16 protein-coding genes are annotated in these 15,096 nt (G+C 59.2%); all 16 read right to left on the reverse strand.

Features of this window, described 5'->3' with window-relative positions; translation table 11 throughout:
* Positions 1 to 81: 81 nt before the first annotated feature.
* Entirely contained in the window at positions 82 to 1,656 is a 1,575-nt protein-coding gene (locus EDC35_RS02350; protein ID WP_132975323.1) for an NADH-quinone oxidoreductase subunit M, read from the reverse strand.
* A gap of 19 nt (positions 1,657 to 1,675) precedes the next feature.
* Positions 1,676 to 3,682 carry an NADH-quinone oxidoreductase subunit L gene (nuoL, locus tag EDC35_RS02355; RefSeq protein ID WP_132975325.1) on the reverse strand — a complete coding sequence of 669 codons (2,007 nt, stop codon included), beginning with the start codon at positions 3,680 to 3,682 and terminating at the stop codon, positions 1,676 to 1,678.
* A gap of 193 nt (positions 3,683 to 3,875) precedes the next feature.
* Positions 3,876 to 4,181, reverse strand: a complete 306-nt coding sequence (gene nuoK / locus EDC35_RS02360) for an NADH-quinone oxidoreductase subunit NuoK (protein ID WP_132975327.1) — start codon at positions 4,179 to 4,181, stop codon at positions 3,876 to 3,878.
* Positions 4,178 to 4,825 carry an NADH-quinone oxidoreductase subunit J gene (locus EDC35_RS02365; protein ID WP_132975329.1) on the reverse strand — a complete coding sequence of 216 codons (648 nt, stop codon included), beginning with the start codon at positions 4,823 to 4,825 and terminating at the stop codon, positions 4,178 to 4,180. Before EDC35_RS02365 ends, nuoK begins: the two co-directional genes overlap by 4 nt.
* A gap of 125 nt (positions 4,826 to 4,950) precedes the next feature.
* Positions 4,951 to 5,442, reverse strand: a complete 492-nt coding sequence (gene nuoI / locus EDC35_RS02370; RefSeq protein ID WP_132975331.1) for an NADH-quinone oxidoreductase subunit NuoI — start codon at positions 5,440 to 5,442, stop codon at positions 4,951 to 4,953.
* 14 nt (positions 5,443 to 5,456) lie between these two features.
* Positions 5,457 to 6,491: an NADH-quinone oxidoreductase subunit NuoH gene (nuoH, locus tag EDC35_RS02375; RefSeq protein ID WP_132975333.1), complete on the reverse strand. Its 1,035-nt coding sequence runs from the start codon at positions 6,489 to 6,491 to the stop codon at positions 5,457 to 5,459.
* A gap of 7 nt (positions 6,492 to 6,498) precedes the next feature.
* Complete coding sequence (gene nuoG / locus EDC35_RS02380; protein WP_132975335.1) at positions 6,499 to 8,901, reverse strand: NADH-quinone oxidoreductase subunit NuoG; 2,403 nt, start codon at positions 8,899 to 8,901, stop codon at positions 6,499 to 6,501.
* A gap of 24 nt (positions 8,902 to 8,925) precedes the next feature.
* Complete coding sequence (locus EDC35_RS02385; protein ID WP_132975337.1) at positions 8,926 to 9,306, reverse strand: pepsin/retropepsin-like aspartic protease family protein; 381 nt, start codon at positions 9,304 to 9,306, stop codon at positions 8,926 to 8,928.
* A gap of 56 nt (positions 9,307 to 9,362) precedes the next feature.
* On the reverse strand, positions 9,363 to 9,566 hold the full coding sequence (locus tag EDC35_RS02390; RefSeq protein ID WP_132975339.1) for a type II toxin-antitoxin system HicB family antitoxin: 204 nt from the start codon (positions 9,564 to 9,566) through the stop codon (positions 9,363 to 9,365).
* A gap of 74 nt (positions 9,567 to 9,640) precedes the next feature.
* Entirely contained in the window at positions 9,641 to 9,859 is a 219-nt protein-coding gene (locus EDC35_RS02395) for a DUF4926 domain-containing protein (protein WP_165903326.1), read from the reverse strand.
* Between the two features lie 12 nt (positions 9,860 to 9,871).
* Positions 9,872 to 10,204 carry a DUF6883 domain-containing protein gene (locus tag EDC35_RS19070; RefSeq protein ID WP_132975343.1) on the reverse strand — a complete coding sequence of 111 codons (333 nt, stop codon included), beginning with the start codon at positions 10,202 to 10,204 and terminating at the stop codon, positions 9,872 to 9,874.
* Positions 10,205 to 10,786: 582 nt separating this feature from the next.
* Positions 10,787 to 11,149 carry a hypothetical protein gene (locus EDC35_RS02410; protein WP_132975345.1) on the reverse strand — a complete coding sequence of 121 codons (363 nt, stop codon included), beginning with the start codon at positions 11,147 to 11,149 and terminating at the stop codon, positions 10,787 to 10,789.
* Between the two features lie 161 nt (positions 11,150 to 11,310).
* Positions 11,311 to 12,597 (reverse strand): NADH-quinone oxidoreductase subunit NuoF, encoded by a 1,287-nt coding sequence (gene nuoF, locus EDC35_RS02415; RefSeq protein WP_132975347.1) that lies wholly within the window; start codon positions 12,595 to 12,597, stop codon positions 11,311 to 11,313.
* A gap of 4 nt (positions 12,598 to 12,601) precedes the next feature.
* Entirely contained in the window at positions 12,602 to 13,129 is a 528-nt protein-coding gene (locus EDC35_RS02420; RefSeq protein ID WP_132975349.1) for an NADH-quinone oxidoreductase subunit NuoE family protein, read from the reverse strand.
* Positions 13,129 to 14,385, reverse strand: coding sequence for an NADH-quinone oxidoreductase subunit D (locus EDC35_RS02425; protein WP_132975351.1), 1,257 nt, complete (start codon positions 14,383 to 14,385; stop codon positions 13,129 to 13,131). The genes EDC35_RS02420 and EDC35_RS02425 overlap by 1 nt, the downstream gene beginning before the upstream one ends.
* Positions 14,378 to 15,082: an NADH-quinone oxidoreductase subunit C gene (locus tag EDC35_RS02430; RefSeq protein ID WP_132975353.1), complete on the reverse strand. Its 705-nt coding sequence runs from the start codon at positions 15,080 to 15,082 to the stop codon at positions 14,378 to 14,380. The genes EDC35_RS02425 and EDC35_RS02430 overlap by 8 nt, the downstream gene beginning before the upstream one ends.
* Between the last annotated feature and the right edge of the window lie 14 nt (positions 15,083 to 15,096).

Consider the following 15,096-nt stretch of genomic DNA (forward strand, 5'->3'; position numbering starts at 1 on the left):
GATTGACAGGGTTTTTAAGATTTTGTTTTTAATCATGTTAATCTTGATTAATTCTGTTAATCCTGTCTATTCCCACAAACCTCAACGCATGACAGTCGCAGCGGCTTCGGGACGAACCAGCGCGCAGTCGCCGCGCTCGTCAGCGGGCAGCTTGCACGCGCTGACCTGGACGACCAGCTTCTCGATCGTCGTGTGCATGACGTTCACCAGCGGTGCAGGCCAGAGTCCGAGCGCGAGCACGGCGGCAGCCAGTACGCCGAGATTGAAGGTCTCGCGGCGATCCAGATCTTTCAATGCCGCGACCTTGTCGTTTTTGACCTCGCCGAAGATCACCCGCTTGACCATCCAGAGGGTAAAGGCCGCAGCCAGGATGAGCGTGGTCGCGGCCAGCACCGCCCACCAGAAATCGGCGCGGAAGGTGGCGAGGATGACCATGAACTCGCCGACGAAGCCGGAGGTGCCGGGCAGCCCGGCGTTGGCCATCGCAAAGAAGATCATAAAGGCGCCGAACCAGGGCATGGTGTTGATCACGCCGCCATAGTCGGCGATCTCGCGTGAATGGACGCGGTCATAGAGCACGCCGACACAGAGAAAGAGCGCACCGGAGATGAAGCCGTGCGAGATCATCTGCACCATGCCGCCCTCGATGCCCATGATCGAGCCGCCGCTCACCTCGGGCCGCACCGCCAGGGCGAAGACCAGAAAGAAGCCGAGCGTGGCAAAGCCCATGTGGGCGATGGACGAATAGGCGATGAGCTTTTTCATGTCCTGCTGCACCAGGGCCACGAAGCCAATGTAGACGATGGCGATCAGCGACAGCGCGATGATGAGCCAGGCCAGTTCGGCGCTGGCGTCGGGTGTGATCGGCATGGAAAAGCGCAGGAAGCCATAGCCGCCAATCTTGAGCATGATCGCCGCCAGGATCACAGAGCCGCCGGTGGGCGCCTCGACATGGGCGTCCGGCAGCCAGGTATGCACCGGGAACATGGGCACCTTGACCGCGAAGGCGAGCAGGAAGGCGATGAAGATGAGGATCTGCGCAGTCATTCCCAGTTGCAGCGCGTGGAAATCCAGGATGCTGAAACTCTCGGCCTGGAATGACATGTAGATCAGCGCGATCAGCATGAAGACCGAGCCGAAGAAGGTGAAGAGGAAGAACTTGATGGTCGCATAGACCCGGTTCGGCCCGCCCCAGACCCCGATGACGATGAACATCGGGATCAGCATCGCCTCCCAGAAGACATAAAAAAGAATGGCGTCGAGTGCCGCGAAGACGCCGACCATCACCCCTTCCATGATGAGAAAGGCCGCCATGTACTGCGTCGGCTTATAGGTGATGGTCTCCCAGCCGGCAATGATGACGAAGATGCTGATGAAGGTCGTGAGAATGATCAGCGGCATCGAGAGACCATCGACGCCGAGAAAATACTCGACCTTGAAGCCAGGGATCCAGGGCGAGCGTTCGACGAACTGCATCTGGGCGGTCGTCGCATCGAAGCCGAACCAGAGCCCGAGGCTGATCAGGAAGGTCAGGATGGCGAAGATCAGCGCCGTCCAGCGGGAGATGTTCGTGGACTGCTCGCCGCTTGCCAGCACGACGATGCCGCCGATGATGGGCAGCCAGATGATCAGCGTCAGCAGGGGAAACTCGTTCATTCAGATTGCTCCCTTGCCGTCAGAAGGTCACGAAGATCGTCAGCAGGCCGACCAGCCCGACGATCATCGCAATGGCATAGTGATAGAGATAGCCGGTCTGCAAATGGCGCGACCACTGAGCAAAACGGGCGACACGCTGGGCCGAGCCATTGACGATGGCGCCATCAATCACGGCCTGGTCACCAGTCATCCAGAGCATCCGCCCCAGATCGCGCCCACCACCGGCAAAGACCCGCTGGTTGAAGTCATCGAAACCGTATTTGTCCTGAAGGACACGGGTCACGGGACCGCCAAGCGTCTGCAACTGTGCGTCGATGCGGGGGTTCCAAGCGAAGATCAACCACCAGACGACAGCCGCCAGCCCCAGTCCGGCCATCGCCAGGAAGAAGGGCAAGGCGGTGAGCCCGTGCTGCACGAAGGCCGCCTGACCGTGCCAGTGCTCGCGCAGATGCGCCAGCGAATCGTGCTCGGGCGCGACCAGGATCGGATTCCAGTCACCGGAGGTGAACCAGTCGCCGATCAGCAGCGGCTCGACGGTGTACCAACCGATGAAGACGGAGGGAATCGCCAGCAGAATCAAGGGCAGCGTGACGACCCAGGGTGTTTCGTGCAGATGATGCCGGGCATGATCATCCATCCGCTCCTTGCCGTGGAAGACCAGGAAATACAGCCGGAAACTGTAGAGCGCGGTGACGAAGACGCCGAGCGTCAGCAGAACGGCGGCATAGCCCGAACCGAAGAGGCTGGAATGCCAGACCGATTCGATGATGGCGTCCTTGGAGAAGAACCCGGAGAAACCGGGGAAGCCGATCAGCGCCAGCGACCCGAGCAGGAGGGTGACCCAGGTGATCGGCATATATTTACGCAGCCCGCCCATGTCGCGGATGTCCTGCCTGTGGTGCAGAGCGATGATGACCGAACCGGCGGCCAGGAACAGCAGCGCCTTGAAGAAGGCATGGGTCATCAGATGGAAGATGCCGGCGGCATAGGCCGAGGCACCCAGCGCGGCAACCATGTAGCCGAGCTGGGACAGGGTCGAGTAGGCGACGATCCGCTTGATGTCGTTCTGCACCAGACCGATCAGCCCCATGAAAAAGGCCGTGGTCGCGCCGATGATGAGGACAAAGCTCAGTGCCGTCTCGGACAGCTCGAAGAGCGGCGACATGCGCGCCACCATGAAGACGCCCGCCGTGACCATGGTCGCGGCATGGATCAGGGCCGAGATCGGGGTCGGGCCTTCCATCGAATCCGGCAGCCACACATGCAGCGGCACCTGGGCCGATTTGCCCATGGCGCCGATGAAGAGCAGCACGCAGATGAGGGTCATGAGCGAGACGCCGCCGAAGACCGCGATCCGGGTTTCGGCGTGCTCGGGGGCGCGCGCGAAGACCTCGGCATAGTCCATCGAGCCGAAGAACATGGCGATGGCGGCGATGCCGAGAATGAAGCCGAAGTCGCCCACCCGGTTCACCAGAAACGCCTTGAGGTTGGCGAAGATCGCCGTCTCGCGGGTGGACCAGAAGCCGATCAGCAGATAGGACACCAGACCCACCGCCTCCCAGCCGAAGAACAACTGCATGAAGTTGTTCGACATCACCAGCATCAGCATCGAGAAAGTGAAGAGCGAGATATAGCTGAAGAACCGCTGATAGCTGTTCCTGCCCGACAGTGCCCCGTGCGGCCAGTTGTGCTCGTCGTCGGCCATGTAGCCGATGGTATAGATATGCACCATCAGCGAGACGAAGGTGACGGTCGCCATCATGAGCGCGGTCAGCTTATCGACCAGGAAACCGACCTCGAAGCGGATCCCGTCCGAGACCATCCAGATATAGACGGCCTCGTTGAAGACCGGCAGATCGCTCCAGATGAAGCGCGCCAGCACCCACAGCGAGAGCAGGGTCGAGAGTCCCACGCCAGCAATGGTCACGCGATGCGCTCCCCGACGGCCGATCCGACCGCCGAAGAACCCGGCAACGATGGCGCCGATGAGCGGCGCAAGCACAATGGTCAGGTAGACGTTTTCCATTCGCTGGCTCTTTCGCTTTTTTAATGGGCAGGATTAACAGGATTTTCCTGGCTCTGGCTCCCACGCTCCAGCGTGGGAGCAAGTCTGACCGCTCCAGCGGTGCGTCCTGTCATGAATCGCTGTTTAATCACGCCACGTGACGCTGGAGCGTCGGCACGTGCTCCCACGCTGGAGCGTGGGAACCAGATTGTGTTTAACCCTTGAGCGCATCCAGATCCTCGACATTGATGGTCTGCCGGTTGCGGAAGAGCACCACCAGAATCGCCAGACCAATCGCCGCTTCAGCCGCCGCGACGGTGAGGATGAAGAAGACGAAGACCTGCCCGGTCATGTCGCCGAGAAAATGCGAGAAGGCGACGAAGTTCATATTGACCGCCAGCAGCATCAGCTCGATGCACATCAGCAGCAGAATGACGTTCTTGCGATTGAGAAAAATCCCGGCGATCGAGATGGAAAAGAGCAGTCCGCCGAGGATCAGATAATCCGAAAGCGCGATCATTCGTCTGACTCCTTTTCCAATGCGGGCGCAACGACTGGAACAGGCGTTTCGGACGCCATTTTGACCAGCCGGATCCGGTCCGGTCCCTTCTTGACACGCACCTGTCGCGCCGGATCGACATATTTGTTGTCGGGACGGCGGCGCAGCGTGAGCCGGATGGCGGCGATGATGGCAACCAGCAGAATCACCGAAGCAATCTCCACCGGATAGACATAGACGGTATAAAGCAGCAGCCCGAGTTCGCGGGTGTTGTTCAGGTCTGTGCCCGCTGGCGCGGGAGCGGGGAAGGCATGCAGGCCAAAGTTCGCCGGTCCCACGATCAGAAAGATCTCGATGGCCATGATCCCCGCGATCAGCAGACCCAAAGGGAGATAGTCGATGAAACCGGCGCGCAGGGCGGCAATGTCCACATCGAGCATCATGACCACGAAGAGGAAGAGCACCATCACCGCGCCGACATAGACCAGGATCAGGACGATGCCGAGGAACTCGGCCTCCATCAGGATCCAGAGCGCGGCACTGGAAACAAAGGCCAGCACAAGAAAGAGCACCGCATGCACCGGATTGCGCCGACTGACGACCATACCCGCCGCCCACAGCGTAATGAGGGCGAAGAGATAGAAGAGAAATTTTTCAAAGCCCATGATTTTTAAACCGCATCCGGAGTAATAGGCGGAGTTTCGAGTGAATTCAGGCTTATCTGCATCAATGGCTGTTTGCGTTGATGCGGTTTAAAAATCAATTTTTTCATGATCTTTTAAACATTCGCTCAACGATAAGGCGCGTCGGCTTCGCGGGCGGCAGCGATGTCCGCCTCGTATTGGTCGCCGATGGCGAGCAGCATTTCTTTGGTCATGATGTGATCGCCGCGCGTCTCGAAATGATATTCGTAGATTCCGGTCTCGACGATGGAATCGACCGGGCAGGACTCCTCGCAGAAGCCGCAGTAGATGCACTTGAAGAGGTCGATCTCATAGCGCGTGGTGCGGCGCGATCCATCCTCTCGGGGTTCGGCCTCGATGGTGATGGCGAGCGCCGGGCAGACCGCCTCGCACAGCTTGCAGGCGATGCAGCGTTCCTCACCGTTCGGATAGCGGCGCAGCGCATGCAGACCCCTGAAACGCGGCGAAATCGGCGCCTTTTCCTCCGGGTACTGCACGGTGAACTTGCGCTTGAAAAAATAACGCCCGGTGACGCGGAGCCCCTGGAAAAGCTCCAGCATCAGGAGACTGTGGAGGTAATCGCGCACGGTTTTCAGCATGGCTTGTCTCCGGATCACACCGACCACCAGGGCGGCAGCTTGTACACCACCGCCAGCGCCACGACCAGAATCCAGACGATGGTGATCGGGATGAAGACCTTCCAGCCCAGACGCATGATCTGGTCATAGCGATAACGCGGGAAGGTCGCACGCAGCCAGAGCAGCAGATACATGAAAAAGAGCGTCTTGAGCAGCAGCCAGTGGAAACCGTCGTCCAGCAGAAAGACCCCGTCCACCCAGACCTGCGGCAGCGGCGACAGCCAGCCGCCGAAAAACAGGAGCGCGGTCAGTGCCGAGATCAGGATCATGTTGGCGTATTCGGCGAGGAAGAAGACGGCAAAGCCCATCCCCGAATATTCCACATGAAAACCGGCGACGATCTCGGACTCGCCTTCCGCCACGTCGAAAGGCGCGCGGTTGGTCTCGGCCACGCCCGAGATCAGATAGACCCCGAACAGCGGCAGCAGCGGCAGCCAGAACCAGGAAAACAGCCCTCCCTGCTGTGCCGCGACGATGGCGCCCAGATTGAGACTCCCGGCCGCCACCAGCACCCCGACCAGGGCGAAGCCCATGGCGATCTCATAGGCCACCATCTGCGCCGCCGAGCGCATCGCGCCGAGCAGGGCGTAACGCGAGTTGGAGGCCCAGCCGGCGATGATGATGCCGTAAACGCCGAGCGAGCTCAGGGCCAGGATATAGAGCAGACCGGCGTTGATGTCGGCCAGCACCAGCCCCTCGTCGAAGGGAAAGACCGCCCACACCGCCATCGCCGGGGCGATGGCGAGCATCGGCGCCATCAGGAACAGCGTCTTGTCGGCCTTGGTCGGGATGATGATCTCTTTCATCACCAGCTTGACGGCATCGGCGATGGGTTGCAGCACGCCGCGCCAGCCGACACGGTTGGGGCCAATGCGCACCTGCATATAACCGATGACCTTGCGCTCGGCCAGGGTGTAATAGGCCACCAGACCCAGCAGCGGCAGCAGGATGGCGGTGATCTTGAGCAGGATCTGAATCACCAGCGGCAATGCGTTCCAAAGTTCAGTCATGGCTGTCTCATCGCCTCTCGCCGGTATCCGACTCGGTCAGACGTGCCAGGCTGATCGGGCCGATCTGATCGCCCAACCCCTCGCTCCCGGCCACCCCGGACGGGATGCGCGCGCAGCCCATGGGAACCCGGTCATCCAGTATCACCTGCGCGGTGGCGGTCGCCTCGTTTTGGGTCAGACGCACCGTATCGCCCGCGTTCAACCCCAGGTCGGCGGCCTGATCCGGGTGCAGATAAACCCCGAAGGCTGAGCCCGGCATCGTCATCTGCTGCAATGCCGGGGCGCGCCGGACGAGCGGATCCAGGGCATAGATGGGAACGGGGCCGATGCGCATCAGCGCCGATTCGGTCGGGCCATTGGTTAGCGGGAATTCACCGCGCACGGCGTTATCGATGACCGCATCGGCACAGAGCGCAGCCAGCTCATCACGAACCTGTGCACCGTCGCGATAATCGAAACCCTTCAGATCCAGCAGATTGCCGAGCACCCGCAACACCTTCCAGCCCGGACGCGCCTCACCCGGCGGTGGCACTGCACCCTGAAAACGCTGCCAGAGTCCGGCGGCATTGACGAAGGTGCCCGAAGTCTCCGCAAAGGCACCGATAGGCAGGAGCACATCGGCGACCCGCTCCAGAGATGGACTGCGGAAGGCCGAGCAGGCAACGACGAAATCGGCTTTGTCGAATGCCGCCATCGCACCGGCTGGATTGCCCAGGTCGCGATCCGGCTCCAGTCCCCAGAGCACCAGGGTCCGGCGCGGCGCGGCCAGCATCCCACCCAGCGAGAGTCCGGGCTGATCGGTCGGCCTGGCACCCGGCAGACGCTGCGGATGCGCACCGGCCAGATAGGCGCCCACACTGTTGGCCGCCGCCGGCAGATAACCGATGCGGCAATTGGACGCCTCGGCGATGGCATGGGCCAGCGCCTTGAGCAGCGAGAAATCCGGGTGCGCGGTGGCGAGCGCCCCGAGCAGGATCAGCCCCCGGCCCTGTTCACCCATCCGGCTCAGACAGTCCGCCGCCATGTCGTGTTCGTCGCCCGGCTCGCTCACGGCGATGCAATCCTTGAGCGCACCTGTTGCGGACACACCCAGGCGCTTCGCGATGGCGGCGAGGTCTGCGATCATCGCCGCTGGCGTACCGACGATCTGGCGCGCGGGATGGTTCAGATCCAGCCGGATGGGATTGATGCAGATCATCTGCGCGCCGTCCAGAACCGCCTTGCGCAGACGATGCGCCAGCAGCGGCTGTTCCTGACGGAGATCGCTCCCCACCAGCAGCACGCACCGCTGCACTTCCAGTTCGGCAATGGGGAGACCCAGCCAGGGCACGAGTGGATCGGCGTCATCGCTGCGGAAATCCTGCTGACGCAGACGGTGATCGATGTGCGGACAGCCCAGCTCGCGGGCGATGCGCGCTGCCAGATAACATTCTTCCAGGGTGGCGTTCGGGGCCATCAGCCAGCCCGTCTCAGCCGGATCGGCCGACTTGAGACGCTCGGCAACACGAGTCAGCGCCTCCGACCAGTCAACCGTGCGCCAGACGCCGTCTTCTTTGAGCAGGGGCGCGGTCAGTCGATCCAGGCTGTCGAGCCCGGCATAGCTGAAACGGTCGCGGTCGGCGATCCAGGTCTCGTTGACCGCCTCATTATCGCGCGGATGAACACGCATCACCCGCTGACCGCGCACATGCAGCCGGAGGTTCGAGCCGACACTGTCGTGCGGCGCGATGCCGTCGCGCGCGGTGAGTTCCCAGGCGCGGGCGGTGAAGCGATAGGGCTTCGAGGTCAGGGCACCGACCGGACAGAGATCGATGACATTGCCCGAGAGTTCGTGCGTTACGGCATGGGCGACGAAGGTGCCGATACGCACCTCCTCGCCGCGTCCGGTCGCGCCCAGTTCGCGCACCCCGGCGATCTCGGCACAGAAACGCACGCAGCGGGTGCAATGAATGCAGCGGGTCATCTCGGTGGCGATCAGCGGCCCCAGATCCTCATCCTTCACCACACGCTTGCGCTCGACGAAACGCGAGACATCGTCGCCATAGCCCATGGCGACATCCTGCAACTCGCATTCACCGCCCTGATCGCAGATGGGGCAGTCGAGCGGATGATTGATGAGCAGGAATTCCATCGTTCCCTGCTGCGCCTCAATGGCCTTGGGCGAACGGGTCCACACCTTCATGCCGTTGCCGACCGGGGTCGCGCAGGCCGGCACCGGCTTGGGAAAGGGACGGCCGCCCTGCTCCGCCTCGACCAGACACATCCGGCAGTTGGCAGCGATGGACAGCTTTTGGTGATAGCAGAAACGCGGGATGACGATGCCCTCGCGATCCGCAACCGCGATGATCATCTCGCCCGGCGTCGCCTCACAGGCGCGACCGTCGATCTCGATGGTGAGCTTATCCGTCATTCGGGTCTCTCGGCTTTTATCATGTTACTTCGCAAGCGCAACGGGGATATATGGACTTTCCGGATTGACGGTCAATGACTGCGTGCTCGGTTGCAGAACCAAATCCATCATTTCCATCGGAACGGCACCCAACAAGGCTTCGTCGCCAAAGACAAGCGCCGAAAGGTCGCAATAGCGGTCACGAAAATGAACCCGTAAAGGTCCGACCATTGGCACCTGCTTCCTTGATCCATCCGCCAGAATGACTTCCCTTGTGCTGACCTCTTCAATATCGAAGCCAAGCTGGATGGTTGCGTGTTGTGGAATGATCATGAACACCGCCCCCGAGCCCACCAATGCCCGCACCGACATCCTCCGGGCTCGGAAGGTTGATTCCAGTTCGATGTCGGCGTAGGTTAAGCCCATTTCTATTTTGCTTTATCGGGTGTTTGATTTAGAAAACTGTTTGCCCGAAATTGATTTCACACTGCGAGTTCCAACACTCTGTCATTCTTGGATATTTCAATTTGCCCCAAGTCCACGGAAAGACAGCCTTCAACGGCCTCATATAAATTTGCAAGCAGTTCTTCAAACGTATCGCCTTGTGTGGCGCAACCTTGAATTGTAGGCACTTCCGCCCAAAAACCGCCTTCTTCTGCGGGATGTATAATTACTTTTAATTTCATGTTTGGCCTCCTTTTACTTAATATTTAGCACGGGCATATTTTATCGCGTGGCTGCTCTACCCATCCTACCTTGCTCACGCAGCTTTATCTTGCGAATAATGGAGCACCATTAAATCTTCTTCTTTAATGCCGAGTAACGCATAGATCTTGCCGTCGTCTCCGCAAAATTCGACCTCATAGGCGGATTCTCCAAGCGTCTCCACGACAGTACCGACCTGCCCTTTGATGAGTTTTGCTTCCGGAAAATCTCGAAGCAAGGCAACCACATCTAACTCATTGATTTTATTTGACATAATATGATTGCCTCATAACACAAAACAAGATGTCAGGCGAGGCATGCTCTCGCCGGCCTTGATGATCCATGCGCTTCTTATCATGGCTTCCCTGTCACCTCTAACGTAAGTGAAGTCCACAACGTAACGAGTGCCGTACTCATCCAGTGCGCCGATGACACATTCCTCGGACTTCACTTTTTGTAACAAACAATCCCGGAGTTCTGTCGCGTGAGTGCAGGTCATCCCTAAAACAGACAAAAACACTCGCGCCTTGTGCTTGCCTCTAGGGTGTTCGTGACTCAAACAGTAATCCGTCAGTTTCCGAATATCGACAACCGCCTTGTCTGCGTTCGGGACTTTCACTTTACTGAATGATGGGTTTCACGGCCAACAGGCATCATTAGGCAATCGTCAAGGTTATCGCATGGCCATTCTACCCATCCTACCTTGCTAAAGGCTTTGTCTTGCCTGCGCGATGTTCTTCAAGAGCCTCGTCAGCGAGGTTTGCTAACAAATCTTCAGAGTCTGCAAACAAAGAATCCCATTTTTTTCCGTCAATAATTCATCCAGTAACCATCGCACGATCATATTCTGCTGCATACCAGGGAGCTTGGATGCCTCTTGAAATGCGTGTTCAAGTAATTGTGTCATATCATTTTCCTGAAAATACGAATTGTAAAATATTGTCCGGCGTAAAGGTTAACCGCATGTCGCTCAGGCCAAATCATTAAGCGTAGGATGGGTAGAGCGAAGCGAAACCCATCATTTCTCATGCACTGACGTGAATAATGGGTTTCACGGCCAATCGGCATCACTGGCAATCGTCAAGGTTATCGCATGGCCGTTCTACCCATCCTACCTTGCTACCTTGCTAACGCGATAACATAAGAAAATGAAAAACAGTTTCAGGAGCCCCGTAAACCAGATGCTGAGCACTGCTTCATATCACGCGACAAATAATCTGACGATTTCCCTGATTACTGATTTAATCCCTTCATCTTTTCCCGATTTCAAAACATTCTTAATCTCATCACCGAGAGTACTTTTTTCGTTAATAGCTTTCGGGGTTGAATTGAGCACCATGAACCCTTTTGCAGTCAAGACAACGCCCATATAGCCGCCGTATACTTTATCGTTGCATTTTATGAAGCCTTCGCTATCCAAAAAATCAACAGTGGAGAAAAATATCTCCCTGTTTTCGAGATCATCGTATTCTGGAAAGCTTTGAATTTCGATATCGGTCCTTATGGGAAATCTTTCATACAGTAAGCCAAATATCTCAGCGGCGCACTTATTAAACTTATCCATGCTAGTCATTTTCAACAACCCCCCTGATTGTCAAGCACTTAACATGTTCTAGCTTGCAGTTTAATTTTCGTCACCTAGACAGAGTGCAACTAACCCCAAACCAGTCTGAGCATGTCATTCGCCAAGCCACACCGAGTCAGCCGCAAGAATGGCTCATTACCCTAACCCGCCCCCAACCCCCTCCCATGCTCAATCAAATAAGCAAACTCATGCCGATAATGCTTAAGAAAACTCTGCACCGGCATGGCCGCCGCATCGCCCAGGGCGCAGATGGTGCGTCCGCCGATGCGTCCGGCGACGCTTTCGAGCAGCTCCAGATCTTCGGGCCGTCCCTTGCCGTGCAGGATGCGGCCCAGCACCCGCGCGAGCCAGCCGGTGCCTTCGCGGCAGGGCGTGCACTGACCGCAGGATTCGTGCATATAAAAATGTGAGAGATTGTGCAGCACCCGCACCATGCAGGTGCCTTCGGCGATGACGATGACCGCGCCCGAACCGAGCATGGAGCCGGCCCTGGAGAGCGAGTCGTAATCCATATCGACGCCCATCATGATCTCGCCCGGCACCACCGGAACCGACGAGCCGCCCGGAATCACCGCCTTGAGCGCGCGGCCATCCTTGACCCCGCCGGCCAGTTCCAGCAGATCCTTGAACGCGGTGCCGAGCGGCACCTCAAAATTGTCGGGACGATTGACATGGCCGGTCACTGAGAACAGCTTGAGTCCGCCATTGTTGGGACGCCCCTGCTCCAGAAACCATTTGCCGCCGCGCTCCAGGATCACCGGCACCGAGGCCAGCGACTCGGTGTTGTTGATGGTCGTGGGTCGGCCATAGAGCCCGTATTGGGCCGGAAACGGCGGCTTGAAGCGTGGCTGACCCTTTTTGCCCTCGATGGATTCGAGCAGGGCGGTTTCCTCGCCGCAGATATAGGCGCCAGCGCCCAGATGGGTGTAGAGATCGAAATCGACCCCTGAGCCCTGAATATCGCGGCCCAAGAGCCCGGCGGCATAAGCTTCTTTCAGCGCGCCCTCAAAGCGCGTGATCGGCTCATAGAACTCGCCACGGATATAGTTGTAGCCAACGGTCGCGCCGATGCAGTAGCCGGCGATGGCCATGCCTTCGATCACCTGATGCGGGTTATAGCGCAGGATGTCGCGGTCCTTGCAGGTGCCCGGCTCGCCTTCGTCTGAATTGCAGACGATATATTTCTGACCCGGTGCGGTGCGCGGCATGAAGCTCCATTTGAGTCCGGTCGGAAAACCGGCGCCGCCGCGTCCGCGCAGATTGGAGAGCTTGAGTTCTTCGATCAGATCGCTGGGGTCGACTCGGTCACGCAGGATCTTTTCCCATTGCGCATAGCCGCCGAGACTGCGATAGGCATCCAGGGTATGCCGGATGCTCTCATCCAGATGCAGATTGCGAAAGCAGACGGTGTTCTGGTTCTGGATCATGATCTCACTCCAGCCCGTCGATCAGTCTGTCCAGCGACTCGGGGGACAGCTTTTCGTGATAGGTCTTATCCAGCAGCACCGCAGGCGCATGACGACAGGCCCCCAGACACTCGACCTCCTTGAAGGTGAAGCGGCCGTCTGCCGTGGTCTCACCCGGCTTGACGCCATATTTATGCTCAATGTGTTCGATAAGTTCCTCGGAACCATTGAGCAGACAGGAGATGCTGTTGCAGACACAGACCTTGTGCCGACCCTGTGGGGTGAGGTCGTACATGCCATAGAAGGTCGCCACCTCGTAGACCGCGACCTCGGGCATATCGAGATAGACGGCCAGCGCGTCCATCAATTCGGTGGTGAGCCAGCCGCCGTTGCTGTCCTGGAGCAGGGTCAGCGCCGGCATCACCGCCGACTGTTTCCACTCGGGCGGATACTTGGCGATCAGGGCGTCGATGGCGGCGCGAATCTCGGCGTTGAAGAGCGCCGATTGGTCCTGATCGCGGCTGACGGCAAGTGGTGCATTGCGGAAGCTCATCAGCGATCAATCTCCCCGAACACGACATCCAGGGTGCCGATGATGGCCACCACATCGGCCAGCATGTGACCCCGCGCCATCTCGTCCAGCGCCGCCAGATGCGGGAAGCCGGGCGCGCGCACCTTCAGCCGATAGGGTTTGTTGGCGCCATCGGAGACGATGTAACAGCCGAATTCACCCTTGGGCGCCTCGACGGCGGCATAGACCTCGCCGGGCGGCGGGCAATAGCCCTCGGTGAAGAGTTTGAAGTGGTGGATCAGGGCTTCCATGTCCTCTTTCATGGCCGCGCGTTTGGGCGGCGAGACCTTGTGATCGTCAATGGCAACCGGCCCTGGATTGGCCCGCAGCCAGTCGATGCACTGGCGGATGATCCGGTTCGACTGGCGCATCTCCTCAATCCGCACCAGATAGCGGTCATAGCAGTCGCCATTGACGCCGACCGGGATGTCGAAATCCACCCTGTCATAGGCGGCATAGGGCTGTTTCTTGCGCAAATCCCATTCGACCCCGGACCCGCGCAACACGGGGCCGGTAAAGCCCAGTTGCAGCGCGCGCTCGGGCGAGACCACGCCAATCTCGACCGTACGCTGTTTCCAGATGCGGTTGTCGGTCAGCAAGGTTTCGTACTCATCGACATGCGCCGGAAAACGCTCGGTGAAGTCCTGGATGAAATCCAGCAGTGAGCCCTGACGGGCCGCGTTGCGCTGGGCGATTTCTTTCGCGCTGTGCCACTTGGATTCGCCCCGGTACTGGGGCATGCGGTCGGGCAGATCGCGGGCGACGCCGCCCGGACGGTAATAGGTCGCGTGCATCCGCGCACCCGAGACCGCTTCGTAACAGTCGAGCAGATCCTCACGTTCGCGGAAGCAGTAAATGAAGACGCTCATGGCGCCGATGTCGATGGCATGCGCCCCGAGCCACATCAGGTGATTGAGGATGCGGGTGATCTCGTCGAACATCGTGCGGATGTAATGGGCCCGCAGCGGCGGTTCGACCCCGAGCAGTCTTTCGATGGCGCGCACATAGCCATGCTCGTTGCACATCATGGAGACATAATCGAGCCGGTCCATGTAGCCGATGTTCTGATTGTACGGCTTGAACTCGGCCAGCTTCTCGGTGCCCCGATGCAGCAGACCGATGTGCGGATCGGCGCGCTCGATGATCTCGCCGTCCATCTCCAGCACCAGACGCAGCACGCCATGCGCTGAGGGATGCTGAGGCCCGAAGTTGAGGGTGTAGTTGCGGATCTCAGGCATGATTGTTCGGCTCCCGTCCGGCGTAGCGACTGTCCTCGCGGATCACGCGCGGCACCAGCACACGCGGCTCGATCGAAACCGGCTGATAGACGACACGGCGCTGCTCGGGATCGTAGCGCATCTCGACCTGACCGCTGAGGGGGAAGTCCTTGCGGAAGGGATGACCGATGAAACCGTAATCGGTCAGGATGCGACGCAGATCCGGGTGTCCGCGAAAGAGAATGCCGAAGAGATCGAAGGCCTCGCGCTCGAACCAGTTGGCGGCGGCCCAGACCGGGATCAGCGAATCAACCATCGGCTGACTGCCGCCAGCATGGACTCGCAGACGCAGACGCCAGTTATGCGCCAGCGACAGAAGCTGGCAGACGACGGCGAAACGACGCGGATCGTCGAGCGTCAGATCGGGATCCCGATCCACACCGCGCCCGAAGCCGGTAAAGGTGGCGTCCCCGGTGTCCCACTCGGATTGACCGTAGGCGGCGTAATCCACGCCACAGAGATCAATCAACTGCTCGAAACGCAGATCAGCGTGATCGCGCAGCATTCGCGCGACATCAAGCAGACGCTCGGCAGGCACGATCAGGGTCAGCTCGCCGAGCTGGTCGATCAGCTCACAATCCTGGTCCGCGACCTGTTCGCGGATCGCAGCGGCGAGCGTATCCAGCCTGGCATTGCGGGTCAGGGAATCTGTAGTCATGTGTTCTGAAGCAA

This window comes from Thiobaca trueperi, from assembly GCF_004342175.1.
Classification (GTDB): domain Bacteria; phylum Pseudomonadota; class Gammaproteobacteria; order Chromatiales; family Chromatiaceae; genus Thiobaca; species Thiobaca trueperi.